The sequence below is a fragment of the Klebsiella sp. SWET4 genome (genome assembly GCF_024296565.1).
Taxonomy (GTDB): Bacteria; Pseudomonadota; Gammaproteobacteria; order Enterobacterales; family Enterobacteriaceae; genus Klebsiella; species Klebsiella variicola.
In genome coordinates, this window is sequence record NZ_JANCOB010000013.1 from 80,165 (window position 1) to 95,719 (window position 15,555).

General features: G+C 55.8%; 11 protein-coding genes and 1 pseudogene. 6 read left to right on the forward strand and 6 right to left on the reverse strand.

Features of this window, described 5'->3' with window-relative positions:
• Window positions 1-16: 16 nt before the first annotated feature.
• Window positions 17-1,306: an MFS transporter gene (locus NKJ21_RS23410; RefSeq protein ID WP_023323096.1), complete on the reverse strand. Its 1,290-nt coding sequence runs from the start codon at window positions 1,304-1,306 to the stop codon at window positions 17-19.
• 72 nt (window positions 1,307-1,378) lie between these two features.
• Here NKJ21_RS23410 and NKJ21_RS23415 point away from each other — a divergent pair.
• Window positions 1,379-2,288, forward strand: a pseudogene (locus NKJ21_RS23415) (LysR family transcriptional regulator).
• 99 nt (window positions 2,289-2,387) lie between these two features.
• Here the strand turns inward: NKJ21_RS23415 and NKJ21_RS23420 are convergent.
• The gene (locus tag NKJ21_RS23420; protein ID WP_012967451.1) at window positions 2,388-2,561 is read right to left on the reverse strand and encodes a YfgG family protein; all 174 of its coding nucleotides are present in this window, start codon (window positions 2,559-2,561) and stop codon (window positions 2,388-2,390) included.
• Window positions 2,562-2,930: 369 nt separating this feature from the next.
• On the opposite strand from NKJ21_RS23420, the gene NKJ21_RS23425 reads away from it, so the two are divergent.
• Window positions 2,931-5,159 carry an EAL domain-containing protein gene (locus NKJ21_RS23425; RefSeq protein ID WP_008803822.1) on the forward strand — a complete coding sequence of 743 codons (2,229 nt, stop codon included), beginning with the start codon at window positions 2,931-2,933 and terminating at the stop codon, window positions 5,157-5,159.
• A gap of 55 nt (window positions 5,160-5,214) precedes the next feature.
• Here the strand turns inward: NKJ21_RS23425 and ppx are convergent, their stop codons facing one another.
• The 4 genes from ppx to purM all read right to left on the reverse strand — a co-directional run bounded on the left by ppx (window position 5,215) and on the right by purM (window position 10,666).
• Window positions 5,215-6,747 (reverse strand): exopolyphosphatase, encoded by a 1,533-nt coding sequence (gene ppx / locus NKJ21_RS23430; RefSeq protein WP_008803823.1) that lies wholly within the window; start codon window positions 6,745-6,747, stop codon window positions 5,215-5,217.
• Window positions 6,748-6,750: 3 nt separating this feature from the next.
• Window positions 6,751-8,811 (reverse strand): polyphosphate kinase 1, encoded by a 2,061-nt coding sequence (ppk1, locus tag NKJ21_RS23435; protein ID WP_002913838.1) that lies wholly within the window; start codon window positions 8,809-8,811, stop codon window positions 6,751-6,753.
• A 179-nt stretch (window positions 8,812-8,990) separates the two neighbouring features.
• The gene (gene purN, locus NKJ21_RS23440) at window positions 8,991-9,632 is read right to left on the reverse strand and encodes a phosphoribosylglycinamide formyltransferase (protein WP_012540904.1); all 642 of its coding nucleotides are present in this window, start codon (window positions 9,630-9,632) and stop codon (window positions 8,991-8,993) included.
• The gene (gene purM / locus NKJ21_RS23445) at window positions 9,629-10,666 is read right to left on the reverse strand and encodes a phosphoribosylformylglycinamidine cyclo-ligase (protein WP_008803825.1); all 1,038 of its coding nucleotides are present in this window, start codon (window positions 10,664-10,666) and stop codon (window positions 9,629-9,631) included. The genes purN and purM overlap by 4 nt, the downstream gene beginning before the upstream one ends.
• Before the next feature lie 263 nt (window positions 10,667-10,929).
• On the opposite strand from purM, the gene bglK reads away from it, so the two are divergent.
• The 4 genes from bglK to uraA all read left to right on the forward strand — a co-directional run bounded on the left by bglK (window position 10,930) and on the right by uraA (window position 15,483).
• Window positions 10,930-11,823 carry a beta-glucoside kinase BglK gene (gene bglK, locus NKJ21_RS23450; protein WP_008803826.1) on the forward strand — a complete coding sequence of 298 codons (894 nt, stop codon included), beginning with the start codon at window positions 10,930-10,932 and terminating at the stop codon, window positions 11,821-11,823.
• Window positions 11,824-11,832: 9 nt separating this feature from the next.
• Entirely contained in the window at window positions 11,833-13,266 is a 1,434-nt protein-coding gene (locus NKJ21_RS23455) for a 6-phospho-beta-glucosidase (RefSeq protein WP_254733246.1), read from the forward strand.
• A gap of 217 nt (window positions 13,267-13,483) precedes the next feature.
• Entirely contained in the window at window positions 13,484-14,110 is a 627-nt protein-coding gene (upp, locus tag NKJ21_RS23460; protein WP_004201927.1) for a uracil phosphoribosyltransferase, read from the forward strand.
• Window positions 14,111-14,196: 86 nt separating this feature from the next.
• Window positions 14,197-15,483: a uracil permease gene (uraA, locus tag NKJ21_RS23465; RefSeq protein ID WP_012540908.1), complete on the forward strand. Its 1,287-nt coding sequence runs from the start codon at window positions 14,197-14,199 to the stop codon at window positions 15,481-15,483.
• The last annotated feature ends 72 nt before the right edge of the window (window positions 15,484-15,555 follow it).

Genomic DNA, 15,555 nt, shown 5'->3' on the forward strand with positions numbered 1-15,555 from the left:
TACTTTAGACATCCCTTCAATCCCGTCGTCCCAGAAGGTTATCTGGCAGGGTGAGGTTTCCCTGTGAATTCCCCGTTTGCGGTTCCGGCAGATGTTCAGCTGGCCCATTTTTTGCCGCCGTCGGATGAAGGGCGGGAAATTTGCCCGGCTGTGCCTTGCCCGCCCCGCGCACCATCGCCAGCGCCAGTCCGGCAACGATCAACGTTAACCCGGTGGACACCCACATTCCGCCGATAATGCCCAGCCGGTGGTTCAGCCATGCGTAGGCAAAGGGTGAGGCAGCCGCCATCAGTTGCCCGGGGATTAGCAGGATACCGGTGCGGCAGGCATAGCTTTCTGCGCTAAACAGCGCCAGCGGTAGCGTTGCTTTGACAATCGTCACCAGCCCGTTAATCGCGCCATAGCCCAGCACAAACCCGGCTGCGCATCCGGCATAAGCCGTGCTGCTCAATCCAAGGAGAAAACAGAGCGGCATGGCGAGCGCGGTAAAACGCGTCAGCGTGAGTGGGGTGACCCGGGGACCGGCCAGCACTTCCCCCAGCCGGGCGCCGGTCTGGCCGAATCCCCACAGCATACCGACGGCAACCGGCAGACCAAAGTGGCTGATAAACTCCGGCAGATGGGTGGAGGTGCCGTTAGAGATGAAGGTGATCAGCGCAATAAAGATCGCGTAACGCGCCCCGTTACGCCGGTCGCCCTCTGCTGTCGCTTGCGAGGCTGGTGATTTCGCCGGTGAACTGAGCCGCTGGCGAGGCAGTTGATAACTCAGCCATGCGCTCAGCAGGCCAAACAGCGCATAGATCCGCAAGGCATTCTGCCAGGGCATGATGGTTAATAACGCCTCGCCCAGCGGCCAGAAGAGGGCAGAGGCCAGACCGCCAGCGAGAGTGATATGAGAGATAGTTTTCCGCGCCTGCTGACCGTACAGATTCACCACTGTGGCGAACAGCGCATCATACAGCGAAAGCCGCATGCCGATGCCGGTCAGCAGCCAGGCGCCGTACCAGCCGGCCAGCGAAGGGCGCCAGGCCATCATGGCGCAGCTGGCGGCTATCAGTAAGGTTCCGCTGGTGACCACCAGCCTTCCGCCAAAGCGAGCCAGCAGCCTGGCAACGAACGGAGAAACAGCGGCCATCATCAGCATGGCGAGCGTCAGGCCGAGATAGATCTGCGGCAAGGACCATCCTTTGTCGGCGGCGATAGCCCCGGCAAAGGTGCCGGGCATATAAAAAGAGATCCCCCAGTTGATCAGTTGCTGACCGCCCGCGGTGAAGGCGAGCCGTCGGGGAATAGCGCGTGTTTCCATGGTTTTCATTCCGTTAAGGCAGTTGTCCTGAGCATACCCGGCAGGCTATTGTTCTGGCAGAGCGGCCACCTTATGCGCGGTATAAGAGAAACTTTGTATGACAACACTGAACCTGGGAAACCTGGCGACCTTCCGGCTGGTCGTACAGCGCGGCAGCTTTTCTGCCGCCGCCGACGCGCTGGGGATCTCCCAACCTGCCGTTAGCCTGCAGGTGCGTCAGCTGGAGCAGTTTTTACAGACCCGTTTGCTGGAGCGTACCGGCCGCGGGATCAAGGCGACGGCGGCGGGAATGGCACTGCTGGCCCACAGCGAGCAGATCGATCGGGCGGTGAATAGCGCAATGCAGTCGGTCAGCGCATTCAGTCAGGAAGTTAATGGGGCGGTAACGCTGGGGACCGGCGCGACGGCCTGCATTCATCTTCTCCCGCCGCTGCTGCAGCATCTTCGTCAGCAGCATCCGCTGTTGACGGTGGGGGTGACCACCGGCAACACGCTGGATATCGTCCGGGCGGTGGAGGAAAATCGCCTCGATCTCGGGCTGGTTACCTTGCCCGTACAGGGACGCAGTCTGGCGGTGACCTCAGTGGTTGACGAGGAGTTCGTGGTTATCCATGCCAGTCACGAGACGGGGACGCTGGCGGATTATACTCCTGCTGAACTGCTGGATCTGCCGCTCATTGCCTTCGAAGCCGGCAGCGGCACCCGGGATCTGATTGACCGCTGGTTCCGCTCGGCGGGAGTGGCGGTCACGCCGGTGATGCAGTTGGGCAGCATCGAGGCGATTAAACGGATGGTGCGGGCAGGGCTGGGCTACAGCATCGTGCCCCGCATGGCGGTGGAGCAGGAGAAGGATCGCGACGGATTAAGCGTGCACTCGCTGGCGCCGCGGCTATATCGACAGCTGGCGGTAGTCATGCGTCAGGACAAAATTGTGACAAAAGGTATCGCAGAAATGCTGCGCCTGCTGCATGCCGTGCGCTGATAAATCGCCGACGGCAAAATTACCGCATCAAAGACAATACATCAGCAGCGAGCGACTCTGTCTGCGGAGTGTGGCGCTTCCAGTATTATAATCAAAGGATTACTCGCGAGCGGAGGGCTCGACGGTGAGTGAAGACTCCTGCGACGCTTTTTTATCCTGGTGATGGTACCAGGCGCCAATAGAGGAGTAGACAAAGCGTCCAAAGAAGAAGAGAAAGCTGATAAGCAGTACGATACGGGTCATGCGACGGTTAAATCGATGTCGTTTACGCATACTGGGTGCCTGACTCACAAAAGGTTCCTTGAAGTATACCCGAAGATGGGCGATGGGGGTATTAAGGCACAGGAACGAGGTGGGGTCAATTGATGCAGATGTAAAAGTGCCGCAGTGAAAACATTAATTAATGTTATATAAGATAATCATCGTATTTACATGCTCACTTTATTAGCAATAAAAAGGTAAAAAATAAGTTTTATTAATGTTAGCGTCAGTATTTGTTGATTTATATCAACAGTCCCATTCTCTTGACCACTAAAATCAGCGAACATTACCGTATCGTTATTACTTATGCGGTCAGCATGGGGTGGTTGGATGCCTGCCTGAATATGCCTCGCAGGAGCAGAGGCTCTCTGTAGAGCACCTATGAATTTATTAAAATATTATCAACAATATCGCGACAAGTGGTGGGCTTTACCGCTTGTTCTGCCCTCGCTGTTATTACCCTTCGCCAGATGGGCGAATACCTACACCATGCTCAATGGCCACATGGTATTCCTTTATTATCTTCCTCTGGCATTAGTACTCAGCCTGATGATGTTTTTCGGTTGGGCGGCGATCCCGGGTATTATTATTGGCCTGCTGCTCACGCTGGCCCGAGGAATGACGCCCGAGCAGGCTATCGGCGTGTTGTTTCATTTTCTCATCCCCTGCGTGCTGTGCTGGGGCGGATATCGCATCTTTGTACCCCGGCGCCAGCAGGTCTCGCACGGTAACGTCAAACTGATGCCGCACCGTCTGTTCTGGCAGATGCTGCTTCCCTCGGTCATTTTTCTTATTCTGTCACAGATCGCTGAGTATCTGGGACTGCATCCACGTACGACGGAGATGACGGGGATTACGCCGTTTAGTTTACGGTCGTTAATCACCTTTCAGGCGTTGATGGTGGGGTGTCTGACGGGCGTGCCGCTGTGTTATTTTCTGCTGCGGATAATTCGGAATCCTTTTCATGTTCGCGGATTTATTTCTCAGGTTCGCTTACAAATTGATCCAAAAATAAAAACAATTGAAATCATTTGCTGGGCGGCGATATTAATCCTGCTGCTGGGGCTATTATTGATGCCGCTTAATGATACCAGCACCATATTTAGTACGAATTATACGTTATCATTACTTATGCCGGTCATGCTCTGGGGAGCCATGCGTTTTGGCTATCGTTTTATCTCGCTGATCTGGACGCCGGTACTGATTGCCGTGATCCATTTTCATTACCGTTACTTACCGGTTTATCCAAGCTATAACACCCAACTGGCGATCACCTCGTCAAGCTATCTGGTCTTCTCGTTTATTGTCGCCTACACGGCGATGCTGGCGACACAGCAGCGGCTGATCTACGCTCGCGTCCGGCAGATGGCTTTCCTCGACCCGGTCGTACATATGCCTAATCTGCGGGCGCTGAGTCGGGCGCTCAATGGCACGAGCTGGTCGACGCTCTGTTTTTTGCGCATTCCTGAGCTGGAACTGCTGGGCCGCCACTACGGCGTATTGTTACGCATTCAGTATAAGCAAATGCTGGCGAACCACCTGAGCGCGTTACTGCAGCCTAACGAAGCGGTGTATCACCTTGCCGGCCATGACTTGGTTTTTCGCCTCAACAGTGAAGGGCATCAGGCGCGTATTCATTTGATCGACCGCTCCCTGCGGCAGTTCCGTTTCTACTGGGACGGGGTTCCCCTCCAGCCGCGGATCGGCATGAGCTATTGCAACGTGCGCTCACCGGTCAAACATCTGTATTTGCTGCTTGGCGAACTAAACACGATTGCCGACATGTCGCTGGCCAGCGGCCATCCGGAGAATATGCAGCGCCGCGGCGCCGGCCATGTTCAACAGGATCTGAAAGATAAAGTGGTGATGATGAATCGCATCCTCAAGGCGCTGGAGCAAGACCACTTCGTCCTGATGGCGCAGCCTATCCAGGGCATCCGCGGCGATAACTACCATGAAGTGTTGCTGAGGATGGAAGGGGAGTCGGGCGAACTGACGGGGCCAAACGCGTTCCTGCCGGTGGCGCACGAGTTTGGCCTCTCCTCTCGTGTGGATCAGTGGGTCATTGAGCACACGCTAGCCTTTATGGATACCCACCGGCGGGCACTGCCCGGTCTGCGGCTGGCGATCAATCTCTCTCCGGTCACGTTGAGCCGCAGCCAGTTTCCTCAGGAAGTCGAAGCGCTGCTGCAGACGTACAACATTGAGCCATGGCAGATTATTTTCGAATTGACCGAGAACTATGCGCTCAGTAACCCTGAGCTGGTCTGTCAGACTTTAGAGCATCTGCGGGCGCTGGGCTGCCGGGTGGCGATCGATGATTTTGGTACCGGCTACGCCAGCTACGCCCGGTTAAAAACGATGAACGTCGACATTCTTAAAATCGACGGCAGCTTTATTCGCAATCTGCTTGCCAGCAGTCTCGATTACCAGGTGGTGGATTCTATTTGTCGTCTGGCGCGTATGAAGAACATGCAGGTGGTGGCTGAATATGTCGAGTCGCCGGAGATACGCCAGGCGGTCATCGCGCTGGGGATCGATTATTTGCAGGGCTACGATATCGGCGTACCGGTACCACTGGCGCAGCTGGCGGAAGGGATGACTGCCTGAAGCAGAAAAAAGCCGGGCGCGATGGCCCGGCCTGGGGAATATTCAGGAGCGCGGCTCAGGCGTCTGGCTCTTCTTCTGCAATCTTCAGCAGCCATTCCGGCACACCTTCCCAGTACTGCTGCTCTTTTTCCAGATCCAACAGCACCAGCGCATTCTGGCTAAACCAGTTGTGCGGGAAGGTCAGCGTCCAGTGGTGAGCTTCCGTCTGCAGCCGCAGGGTCGGCGGCGTGGTGGTGGCCTGACGCTGGTTATTCAGCAGCACGCCCAGGCGCAGCAGCTGGATCAGCGGCAGAAACTGCTTTTTCCTGAACAGCGTAAAGCGCGGCAGGTCGTCGAGTTTTATCGCTTTGCGATGATAGCGCACCAGGGTGGCCATCAGCATCTGCTGCTCCTGGTTGAAGCCCGGCAGGTCGCTGTTCTGCAGAATGTAGGCCGAGTGGCGATGCATACCGCTATGGTTGATATTCAGCCCTACCTCATGGAGCATCACCGCCCACTTCAACAGCGCCGCAAGGTGCGGATTTGCCAGCTTGGGGTTCTGTTCCTGCCACTGTTCCAGCATATGGGTGGTGGTTTCCAGCACCCGGCGTGCCTGTTCGCGATCGATATTGTACTGATTCGCCAGACTCTGCGCTGTGCGGCTACGAATATCCTGGTGGCGGAAGCGGCCTTCCATTTCGTACAGCACGCCTTCACGCAGGGCGCCATCGGACAGACGAAGTTCTTTAATGGCTAGCGCGTCAAACACGCCGCACAGAATCGCCAGCCCCGGCGCAAAGACCGCTTTACGATCTTCAGAGAGGCCTGGCAGACTGAGCGCGTCGAAGTTTTTATGCTTCAGCAGCTCACTGACCAGCATTTCGAGGCGTTCCGGCGTAATAAACCCGTCCTTCTCACCCATGGCCACCAACACTTCCTGCGCAGCTTTAATGGTGCCGGAGGCGCCCAGCGCCACGGTCCAGCCCTGAATACGGAACTGCCAGGCCAGGGTTTCCAGTTTTTGTACCGCCGCAAGACGAGCACGCTGGAAATTTTCTTTATTGATTGTCCCGCCAGGGAAGTAGGCTTGCGAGAAGCTCACGCAGCCCATGCGACGGCTTTCCACCAGGCGGGGCTCAAAATCTTCACCGATGACCAGCTCGGTCGAACCGCCGCCGATATCAATCACCAGCTTACGACCGCGCTCCGGCTGCGTATGCTCAACGCCCATAAAAATCAGGCGCGCTTCTTCATTGCCGGAGATGATCTCGATCGGGTAGGGGATCACTTTTTCCGCGCGTTTCAGAAACTCCGCCGCGTTGGTCGCCTGACGCAGCGTATGCGTCCCGACGATGCAGACGCTGGAAGGGGAGAACCCTTGCAGACGTTCAGCAAACAGCGACAGGCAGTTCAGCCCGCGGGTCATCGCTTCTTCGCTCAACACCGAGTTTTCATCAAGGCCATCGGCCAGATGCACGCGCTGTTTCAGGCGTCCAATGATCTGCATGGCGCCATCGACGACACGGGCGATCACCATATGAAAACTGTTCGAACCAAGGTCGACCGCAGCGAATTCCTGCGGCCGAGGGGTTATTTCGTTTATTGGCATAGGTTAGTCGGGTTGTTCGAGTGATTTGAGATAATCGTAAATCGCCATCTGTGCACGCACTTTACGGCGATTGCCGCGCGGCACATAGCGATTACTCAGTTCTTTATCAAGATAGCGCGCTTTTACCGTATCGTTGAACAAGATATCAAAAATATCCAGCACTCGCTGTTTCAGACGCGGGTCGAGCAGCGGGGCGGCAACTTCAATACGGTAATCGATGTTACGCGTCATCCAGTCGGCAGAGGAGAGCCAGACCTGTTTATCGCCACCGTTTTCAAAACAGTAGACCCGGTCGTGCTCGAGGAAACGGTCAACGATGCTAATGACGCGGATATTCTCGCTGATGCCTTCCAGTCCAGGGATCAGCGAGCACATGCCGCGGATCAACAGATTGACCGGCACGCCGGAGCTGGAGGCGGCGTACAGTCTGTCCACCAGCCCTTTATCCACCAGGTTGTTCAGCTTCAGCGTAATCCCGGAGGGTTGCCCGTTCTGCGCATTGGCGATCTCGCGATCGATCATCTCATACAGCAGACGGCGCGAGTTCTGCGGCGACACCAGCAGGTAATCGAAGCTGACCGGGCGGTAGGGGTTTTCAATAAAGTTAAACACGCGGCGGACTTCATTGGTAATGCGCGCATCGGCGGTTAACAGCGAATAGTCGGTGTAGATCCGCGCGGTCTTCTCGTTAAAGTTACCGGTACCGATATGGGCGTAGCGCACCACCTCATCGCCTTCTTTACGCGAGATAAGGAACAGCTTGGCGTGGATCTTCAGACCCGGCGCGGAGAAGATCACGTGGACCCCCGCTTCCGTCAGGCGTTTCGCCCAGTGAATGTTAGCCTCTTCATCGAAGCGTGCCTGCAGCTCCACCACCACGGTGACTTTTTTACCGTTATGGGCGGCGTGGATCATCGCGTCAATGATGCGCGAATCTTTGGCTACACGGTAGATGTTGATTTTGATCGCCAGTACGCTGGGGTCGAACGAGGCCTGACGCAGCAGCTCCAGCACATGCTCAAAAGTGTGATAGGGATAGTAGAGCAGGACGTCGCGTTCGCGGATGGCGTCGAAGCCGTTGCGGAATTTATCAAACCACAGATGACGCAGGCGCGGCATAGGCTTATTGACCAGATTAGCCTTACCCACATTCGGGAAGCCGATAAAGTCTTTAAAGTTGTGGTAGCGGCCGCCCGGCAGCATCGAGTCGTAATTGGAGATGGAGAGCTTATCGCGCAGCATTTCGACCATCGCGTCCGGCATATCGCGCTGGTAGACGAAGCGAACCGGCTCGGCGGTTAAGCGCTGCTTGAGGCTGGAAGACATCAGCTCCATCAGGCTCGACTCCATCTCATGCACCAGATCGTACTCGGCGTCACGGGTCATTTTCATCGAGTAGGCGTTCAGCGCATCGTAATCAAAGAAGCCTTTAAATATATCATCCAGGCAGTAGCGTAGGATGTTATCCAAGAGGATCATTGGTTTACGGCGGCGAGGCGCTTCCGGCGGCAGGTTTACGAAGCGCGGCACTTTGTCTGACGGAATTTCCAGCAGGGCATAGTTGATGTTTTCCCCGCGGATAATCTCCACCGCCAGATAGGTGTAATCATCTTTCAGGAACTGCACGAGGTCCGTTTCACGGTTAATCAGGATCGGCGAGATATGCTGACGCAAATACTGTTTGAAGTAGTTGCGCAGCCAGGCCTGCTGATTGACGGACAGCTGGCGCTCGTTGATGAGGAAGATCTGGTTGCGCGCCATCTCCAGCAGCAGTTCGTTATACAGACTATCGAATTCCTGATCGGCCTTCAGAACGCGGGCCTGGATTTTGCCTAACAGGTGGCGAGAATGGGCGGTACTGCCTTGTTCTTCACTGATAATAATCCGGCGCTTAAGCTCAGCGAAGCGCACTTTGTAAAACTCATCAAGGTTGTTGGAGTAGATCCCTAAGAAGCGCATGCGCTCAATCAGCGGGTTACTTTTGTCCGCCGCTTCCTGCAGCACGCGTTCGTTAAAAGACAACCAGCTGAGTTCTTTTTCGATGTATAGCTTTTCCTGGCCCATTACCGCTCACACTCCGTTTTACTCACAGGACGTAGACTATTATGACGAATTTTTCTGCATAGCGATTTACTGTGTCACAACAATATGACAGTAAGAAGAAATATTTCTGTGAGATGATTGATTAATAAACAATTTTAATTAAAAAAAAGCCCCGCGACAGGAAAAGGCGGGGCTGTTGTTCATTCTTCAGCGGCATAGCCCTGGGGCGGAAGTTGTCGTTCATCCAGCCAGGCGTGGTTGCCTGCCATGCGCAGACGCCCATCGACGAACCAGCTGATGACCAGCGGATAAATGGCATGTTCCTGGGCCTGAACCCGCGCCGTCACCTCATCTTCGCTGTCGCCAGCGAAGACCGGCACCTTGGCTTGCAGGATAACCGGACCGCCGTCCAGCTCATCAGTGACGAAGTGCACCGAGGTCCCATGTTCCTCATCACCGTTTTCCAGCACCTGACGATGAGTATGCAGGCCAGGATACTTCGGCAGTAACGAAGGATGGATGTTCAGCAGACGTCCCTGATAATGGCTGACGAACGCCGGGCTCAGGATACGCATATAGCCCGCCAGCACTACCAAATCCGGGGCGTAGGCGTCGATTTCATGCATCAGCTGACGATCGAATGCTTCCCGGTCGGCAAACTGACTTTGCGCCAGCGCGTGGGCCGGGATGCCGGCCGCGCGCGCGCGTTCAAGGCCAAACGCATCAGCCTTGTTACTGAATACCGCCCGCAGGGTGCCGTTTATCTGTTTCCGGCCGCAGGCGTCGATGATCGCCTGCAAATTGCTGCCGCTACCGGAAATCAGCACCACGATGTTTTTCATGCAATGACCACACGCTGTTCGGAATCGGAAGCTTTGATATACCCGATTTTCCACGCGTTTTCACCTTTCTCGTTCAGCAGGGCAATGGCCTTGTCTGCTTCTGCAGCCGGTAGGGCGATAACCATCCCCACGCCGCAGTTAAAGGTACGGTACATTTCATGCTGGCTGACGTTACCGGCGGTTTGCAGCCAGTTGAAGACGGACGGCCACTGCCAGGAGGACTCATCAATGATCGCCTGGGTGTTATCCGGCAGCACGCGCGGAATATTTTCCCAGAAACCGCCGCCGGTCAGGTGGGCGATAGCGTGGACGTCAACGCTGGCGATCAGATCGAGCACCGATTTCACATAGATGCGGGTTGGCGCCAGCAGATGGTCGGCCAGCGGTTTGCCGTCAAGGTCGGTGGTCTGCGGGTCAACGCCGCTAACCTCAATGATCTTACGCACCAGTGAATAGCCGTTAGAGTGCGGGCCGCTGGACGCCAGCGCCACCAGCACGTCGCCGTCGGCCACTTTGCTGCCGTCGATGATTTCTGATTTTTCCACCACCCCGACGCAGAAACCCGCTACGTCGTAATCTTCACCGTGATACATCCCCGGCATTTCTGCGGTTTCACCGCCCACCAGCGCGCAACCGGACTGCAGGCAGCCTTCGGCGATGCCGTTAATGACGCTGGCCGCGGTATCGACGTCCAGTTTACCGGTCGCGTAATAATCCAGGAAAAACAGCGGCTCAGCACCCTGAACCACCAGGTCGTTCACGCACATGGCGACCAGGTCGATGCCGATGGTGTCGTGACGCTTCAGATCCATTGCCAGACGCAGCTTGGTACCGACGCCGTCGGTGCCGGAGACCAGTACCGGCTCGCGGTATTTCTGCGGCAGTGCGCACAGCGCGCCGAATCCGCCCAGTCCCCCCATCACTTCCGGGCGACGGGTTTTCTTCACCACGCCCTTAATACGGTCGACGAGAGCGTTGCCTGCATCAATATCCACGCCGGCATCTTTATAGCTGAGAGAGGTTTTGTCGGTCACTGCGAAGTCTCCACGCGTTTGCGGTAAGCAAGAAAAATCGGCGCAATTCTAACAGGGAAAGCAAACGTTTGCGAGCCTGCTTTACAGTCGGCGTGAAACAGCGGATAGATGGTCAAATTTGATACTGCTCACGAAAATGAAACCGGGTACAGTCTTGTGCTTGCCTCAGCCTTAAGGAATCCTCATCATAAGACTGAAACCGGTTTCTGTGTTGGTTTGCCACGCATTTTGCCAGTGATTGACGCTGGTCAGGAGAGGGATGAATGAAAATTGCGGCATTTGATATCGGTGGCACCGCATTAAAGATGGGCGTGATGACCCGCGATGGCAGGCTACTGGAAAGCGCGAAGCAGTCGATCAATGACAGCGATGGCGATCATATCTTACAGGCAATGCTGTCATGGCTGGCGGCCCATCCGTCGTGTGAAGGGGTCGCCATCAGCGCGCCAGGCTATGTTGATCCGCACAGCGGCTTTATCACCATGGGCGGCGCTATTCGTCGATTTGATAACTTCGCCATGAAAGCATGGCTTGAAGCCCGGACCGGACTGCCGGTCTCAGTTGAAAATGATGCCAACTGTGTGCTGCTGGCAGAGCGCTGGCAGGGCAAAGCGGCGGAAATGGCCAATTTTCTGGTACTCACCATTGGCACCGGCATTGGTGGGGCGATTTATTGCCATCATCAGTTGGTTCACGGGGCGCGTTTTCGCGCCGGTGAGTTCGGCTACATGCTCACTGACCGTCCCGGCGGGCGCGATCCTCGTCGCTATTCGATGAATGAGAACTGCACCCTGCGAGTGCTACGCCATCGCTATGCGGAACATATCGCTGCGCCGCTGGAGAGCGTGACAGGCGAAATGATTTTTGACCGCTATGACGCTGGCGACCCGGTTTGTCAGCGTCTGGTCGCTGAGTTCTTCAATGGCCTGGGTCATGGCCTTTATAACCTCGTCAATATCTTCGATCCGCAGGCCATCTTTATCGGCGGCGGCATTGTGGAACGTCCAGGATTTCTGGCTCTGCTGCGCCAGCATCTGGCCTGGTTTGGCATTGCCGACTATCTCGATACCGTCAGTCACGGCAACGATGCCGGCCTGATTGGCGCGGTTTACCATTTCAATCAGCACTATCGTTCGCCTGGCGACGATCGACATTAGGGAGAGACTATGTCCGGATTTAAAGCAGGTTTTCTGTGGGGCGGCGCGGTCGCCGCGCATCAGTTAGAGGGCGGCTGGCAGGAGGGCGGCAAGGGGATCAGCGTGGCGGATGTGATGACCGCCGGCGCCCACGGCGTGCCGCGTGAAATTACCGACGGCGTGGTGGCGGGGAAAAACTACCCGAACCATGAGGCGATCGATTTTTATCATCGTTATCCGGAGGACCTGGCGCTGTTTGCCGAGATGGGCTTCAAATGTTTTCGTACCTCGATTGCCTGGACGCGTATTTTCCCGCAGGGCGATGAGCTGGAGCCCAACGAGGCTGGCCTGCAGTTTTACGATGATCTGTTCGACGAATGCCTGAAGCACGGCATTGAGCCCGTGATTACGCTGTCGCATTTTGAAATGCCTTATCACCTGGTCACCGAGTATGGCGGCTGGCGCAACCGGAAGCTGATCGACTTTTTCGTGCGCTTTGCCAGGGTCGTCTTCACCCGCTATCAACATAAAGTGAAGTACTGGATGACCTTTAACGAGATCAACAACCAGGCCAACTTCCATGAGGACTTTGCCCCCTTCACCAACTCCGGTTTGAAATATTTGCCGGATGAAGACCGGGAACCGGTGATGTACCAGGCCGCGCACTATGAGCTGGTGGCCAGCGCCCTGGCGGTGAAAGCGGCGCGCGAGATCAACCCTGCACTGCAGATTGGCTGCATGATCGCTATGTGTCCGATCTATCCGCTGACCTGCGCGCCAGACGATATGATGATGGCGATGAACGCCATGCACCGCCGTTACTGGTTTACCGACGTTCACGTGCGCGGCCGCTATCCGCAGCATCTGCTCAACTATTTTGTCCGCCGCGGCTTTACCCTGGATATCACCGAAGCCGATCGCCAGGCGTTAACCGAGGGCTGTGTCGACTACATTGGCTTTAGCTACTATATGTCGTTCGCTACCAAAGCCACCGAAGACAACCCCTTGCTTGATTATGATGAAACTACCAGCCTGGTCTCCAACCCGTACGTCAAAAAGTCGGACTGGGGCTGGCAGATTGACCCGGTTGGCCTGCGCTATTCGCTGAACTGGTTCTGGGATCACTACCAGTTGCCGCTGTTTATTGTCGAAAATGGTTTTGGCGCGATCGATGTTCGTGAAGCGGACGGCAGCGTCAATGACCAGTATCGTATCGATTATCTCTCCGCCCATATCGCTGAGATGAAAAAGGCGGTGGTCGAGGATGGCATTGATCTGATGGGCTACACCCCGTGGGGCTGTATCGATCTGGTTTCCGCCGGCACAGGGGAAATGAAAAAACGCTACGGCTTCATTTATGTCGATAAAGATAATGAAGGCAATGGCTCGCTGGCTCGCAGCCGGAAAAAGTCCTTTGCCTGGTATCGACAGGTGATTGCCAGCAACGGGGAGAACCTGTCGTAGTCGGGTGGCGCTAACGCTTAACCGACCTACAATACACGTAGGCCCGCGTAAGCGTATGGACTGCACCCCGCACCCAAGCCGGAGCCTTGCCTCCGGTTTTTTTGTCTCTAAATCACTTTGCTTGATATACGTCAAGCAAGATGGGTATGGCACAATCCGCAAAAAGCGGTATAATCCCGCGATTTTTTTTGTGGCCGCCCCTCAGAGGAGAAAGAGAATGAAGATTGTGGAAGTCAAACACCCACTCGTCAAACACAAGCTGGGCCTGATGCGCGAGCACGACATCAGCACCAAACGCTTCCGTGAACTCGCCTCAGAAGTGGGCAGCTTACTGACTTATGAAGCCACCGCCGATTTGGCGACCGAGAAAGTGACCATCGAAGGCTGGAATGGCCCGGTGGAAGTTGAGCAGATCAAGGGCAAGAAAATTACCGTTGTGCCTATCCTCCGCGCAGGCCTTGGCATGATGGAAGGGGTGCTGGAGCACGTCCCCAGCGCGCGTATCAGCGTGGTGGGTATCTATCGTAATGAAGAGACTCTCGAGCCGGTACCTTACTTCCAGAAGCTGGTGTCCAACATTGATGAGCGTATGGCGCTGGTGGTTGACCCGATGCTGGCCACCGGTGGGTCGATGATCGCCACTATCGATCTGCTGAAAAACGCCGGCTGCACCAGCATCAAGGTGCTGGTACTGGTGGCGGCGCCGGAAGGGATTGCCGCGCTGGAGAAAGCGCACCCGGACGTTGAGCTGTACACCGCCTCTGTCGATAAGGGGCTGAATGAACACGGGTATATCATTCCCGGTCTCGGCGATGCCGGCGACAAGATCTTTGGTACGAAATAATCGAATAACGATAAATAAGCCGACTTTGAAAGTCGGCTTTTTTTTGAATAAAACACACATAACTAACCATCTCAGAGGAAAACACTATGACGCGCCGTGCTATCGGGGTGAGTGAAAGACCGCCGCTTTTACAGACTATCCCGCTTAGTTTGCAGCACCTGTTTGCTATGTTTGGCGCAACGGTGCTGGTGCCAATCCTGTTCCACATCAACCCGGCCACCGTCCTGCTGTTCAACGGTATTGGTACGCTGTTGTACCTCTTTATCTGTAAAGGCAAAATCCCGGCGTATCTGGGATCGAGTTTCGCCTTTATTTCTCCAGTACTGCTGCTGTTGCCGCTGGGCTACGAAGTGGCGCTGGGTGGTTTTATTATGTGCGGCGTGCTGTTCTGCCTCGTCTCCTTTATTGTCAAAAAAGCCGGTACCGGCTGGCTGGATGTGATGTTCCCGCCGGCGGCGATGGGCGCCATCGTGGCGGTTATCGGCCTCGAACTGGCGGGTGTGGCGGCTAATATGGCCGGGCTGCTGCCAGCCGACGGTCAAGCCCCCGACAGCAAAACCATTATTATTTCGATGGTAACGCTGGCGGTGACGGTATTTGGTTCTGTGCTGTTCCGCGGCTTCCTGGCGATTATTCCAATCCTGATTGGTGTGCTGGTGGGCTATGCGTTGTCGTTTGTGATGGGCGTGGTCGATACCACCCCGATCGCCGAGGCGCACTGGTTCGCGCTGCCGACCTTCTACACGCCGCGCTTTGAGTGGTTTGCTATCTTCACCATTCTGCCCGCCGCGCTGGTGGTGATTGCTGAGCACGTCGGGCACCTGGTGGTGACCGCCAATATCGTTAAGCGCGATCTGATCCGCGACCCGGGTCTGCATCGTTCGATGTTTGCCAACGGCCTGTCGACGATCATCTCCGGCTTCTTCGGTTCGACGCCCAACACCACCTACGGTGAAAATATCGGCGTGATGGCGATTACCCGGGTTTACAGTACCTGGGTTATTGGCGGCGCGGCGATCATTGCGATTCTGCTCTCCTGCGTCGGCAAACTGGCGGCGGCTATCCAAATCATTCCGGTACCGGTGATGGGGGGCGTTTCGCTACTGCTGTACGGGGTGATCGGCGCCTCGGGGATCCGCGTACTGATTGAATCGAAGGTGGATTACAGTAAAGCGCAGAATCTGATCCTCACCTCCGTGATCCTGATCATCGGCGTCAGCGGCGCTAAAGTACACATTGGCGCCGCCGAGCTGAAAGGGATGGCGCTGGCGACCATCGTGGGCATCGCGCTGAGCCTGATTTTCAAGCTTATCAGCGTCCTGCGTCCGGAAGAGGTGGTCCTCGACGCGGCGGATAGCGAAGAGGTTAAATAACGATCTCCTGACCGGGCGGCGATCCCGCCCGGTTCTCTCCTGACCTAAATCTGTGGTAAACTCTCCGCGTTT

What these genes read in the sequence shown, in the direction of transcription:
- NKJ21_RS23410 (WP_023323096.1), bottom strand. Translation starts at nt 1,306, where the DNA reads ATGGAAACACGCGCTATTCCCCGACGGCTCGCCTTCACCGCGGGCGGT.
- NKJ21_RS23455 (WP_254733246.1), top strand. Translation starts at nt 11,833, where the DNA reads ATGTCCGGATTTAAAGCAGGTTTTCTGTGGGGCGGCGCGGTCGCCGCG.
- NKJ21_RS23425 (WP_008803822.1), top strand. Translation starts at nt 2,931, where the DNA reads ATGAATTTATTAAAATATTATCAACAATATCGCGACAAGTGGTGGGCT.
- NKJ21_RS23420 (WP_012967451.1), bottom strand. Translation starts at nt 2,561, where the DNA reads ATGCGTAAACGACATCGATTTAACCGTCGCATGACCCGTATCGTACTG.
- ppk1 (WP_002913838.1), bottom strand. Translation starts at nt 8,811, where the DNA reads ATGGGCCAGGAAAAGCTATACATCGAAAAAGAACTCAGCTGGTTGTCT.
- bglK (WP_008803826.1), top strand. Translation starts at nt 10,930, where the DNA reads ATGAAAATTGCGGCATTTGATATCGGTGGCACCGCATTAAAGATGGGC.
- purN (WP_012540904.1), bottom strand. Translation starts at nt 9,632, where the DNA reads ATGAAAAACATCGTGGTGCTGATTTCCGGTAGCGGCAGCAATTTGCAG.
- upp (WP_004201927.1), top strand. Translation starts at nt 13,484, where the DNA reads ATGAAGATTGTGGAAGTCAAACACCCACTCGTCAAACACAAGCTGGGC.
- uraA (WP_012540908.1), top strand. Translation starts at nt 14,197, where the DNA reads ATGACGCGCCGTGCTATCGGGGTGAGTGAAAGACCGCCGCTTTTACAG.
- ppx (WP_008803823.1), bottom strand. Translation starts at nt 6,747, where the DNA reads ATGCCAATAAACGAAATAACCCCTCGGCCGCAGGAATTCGCTGCGGTC.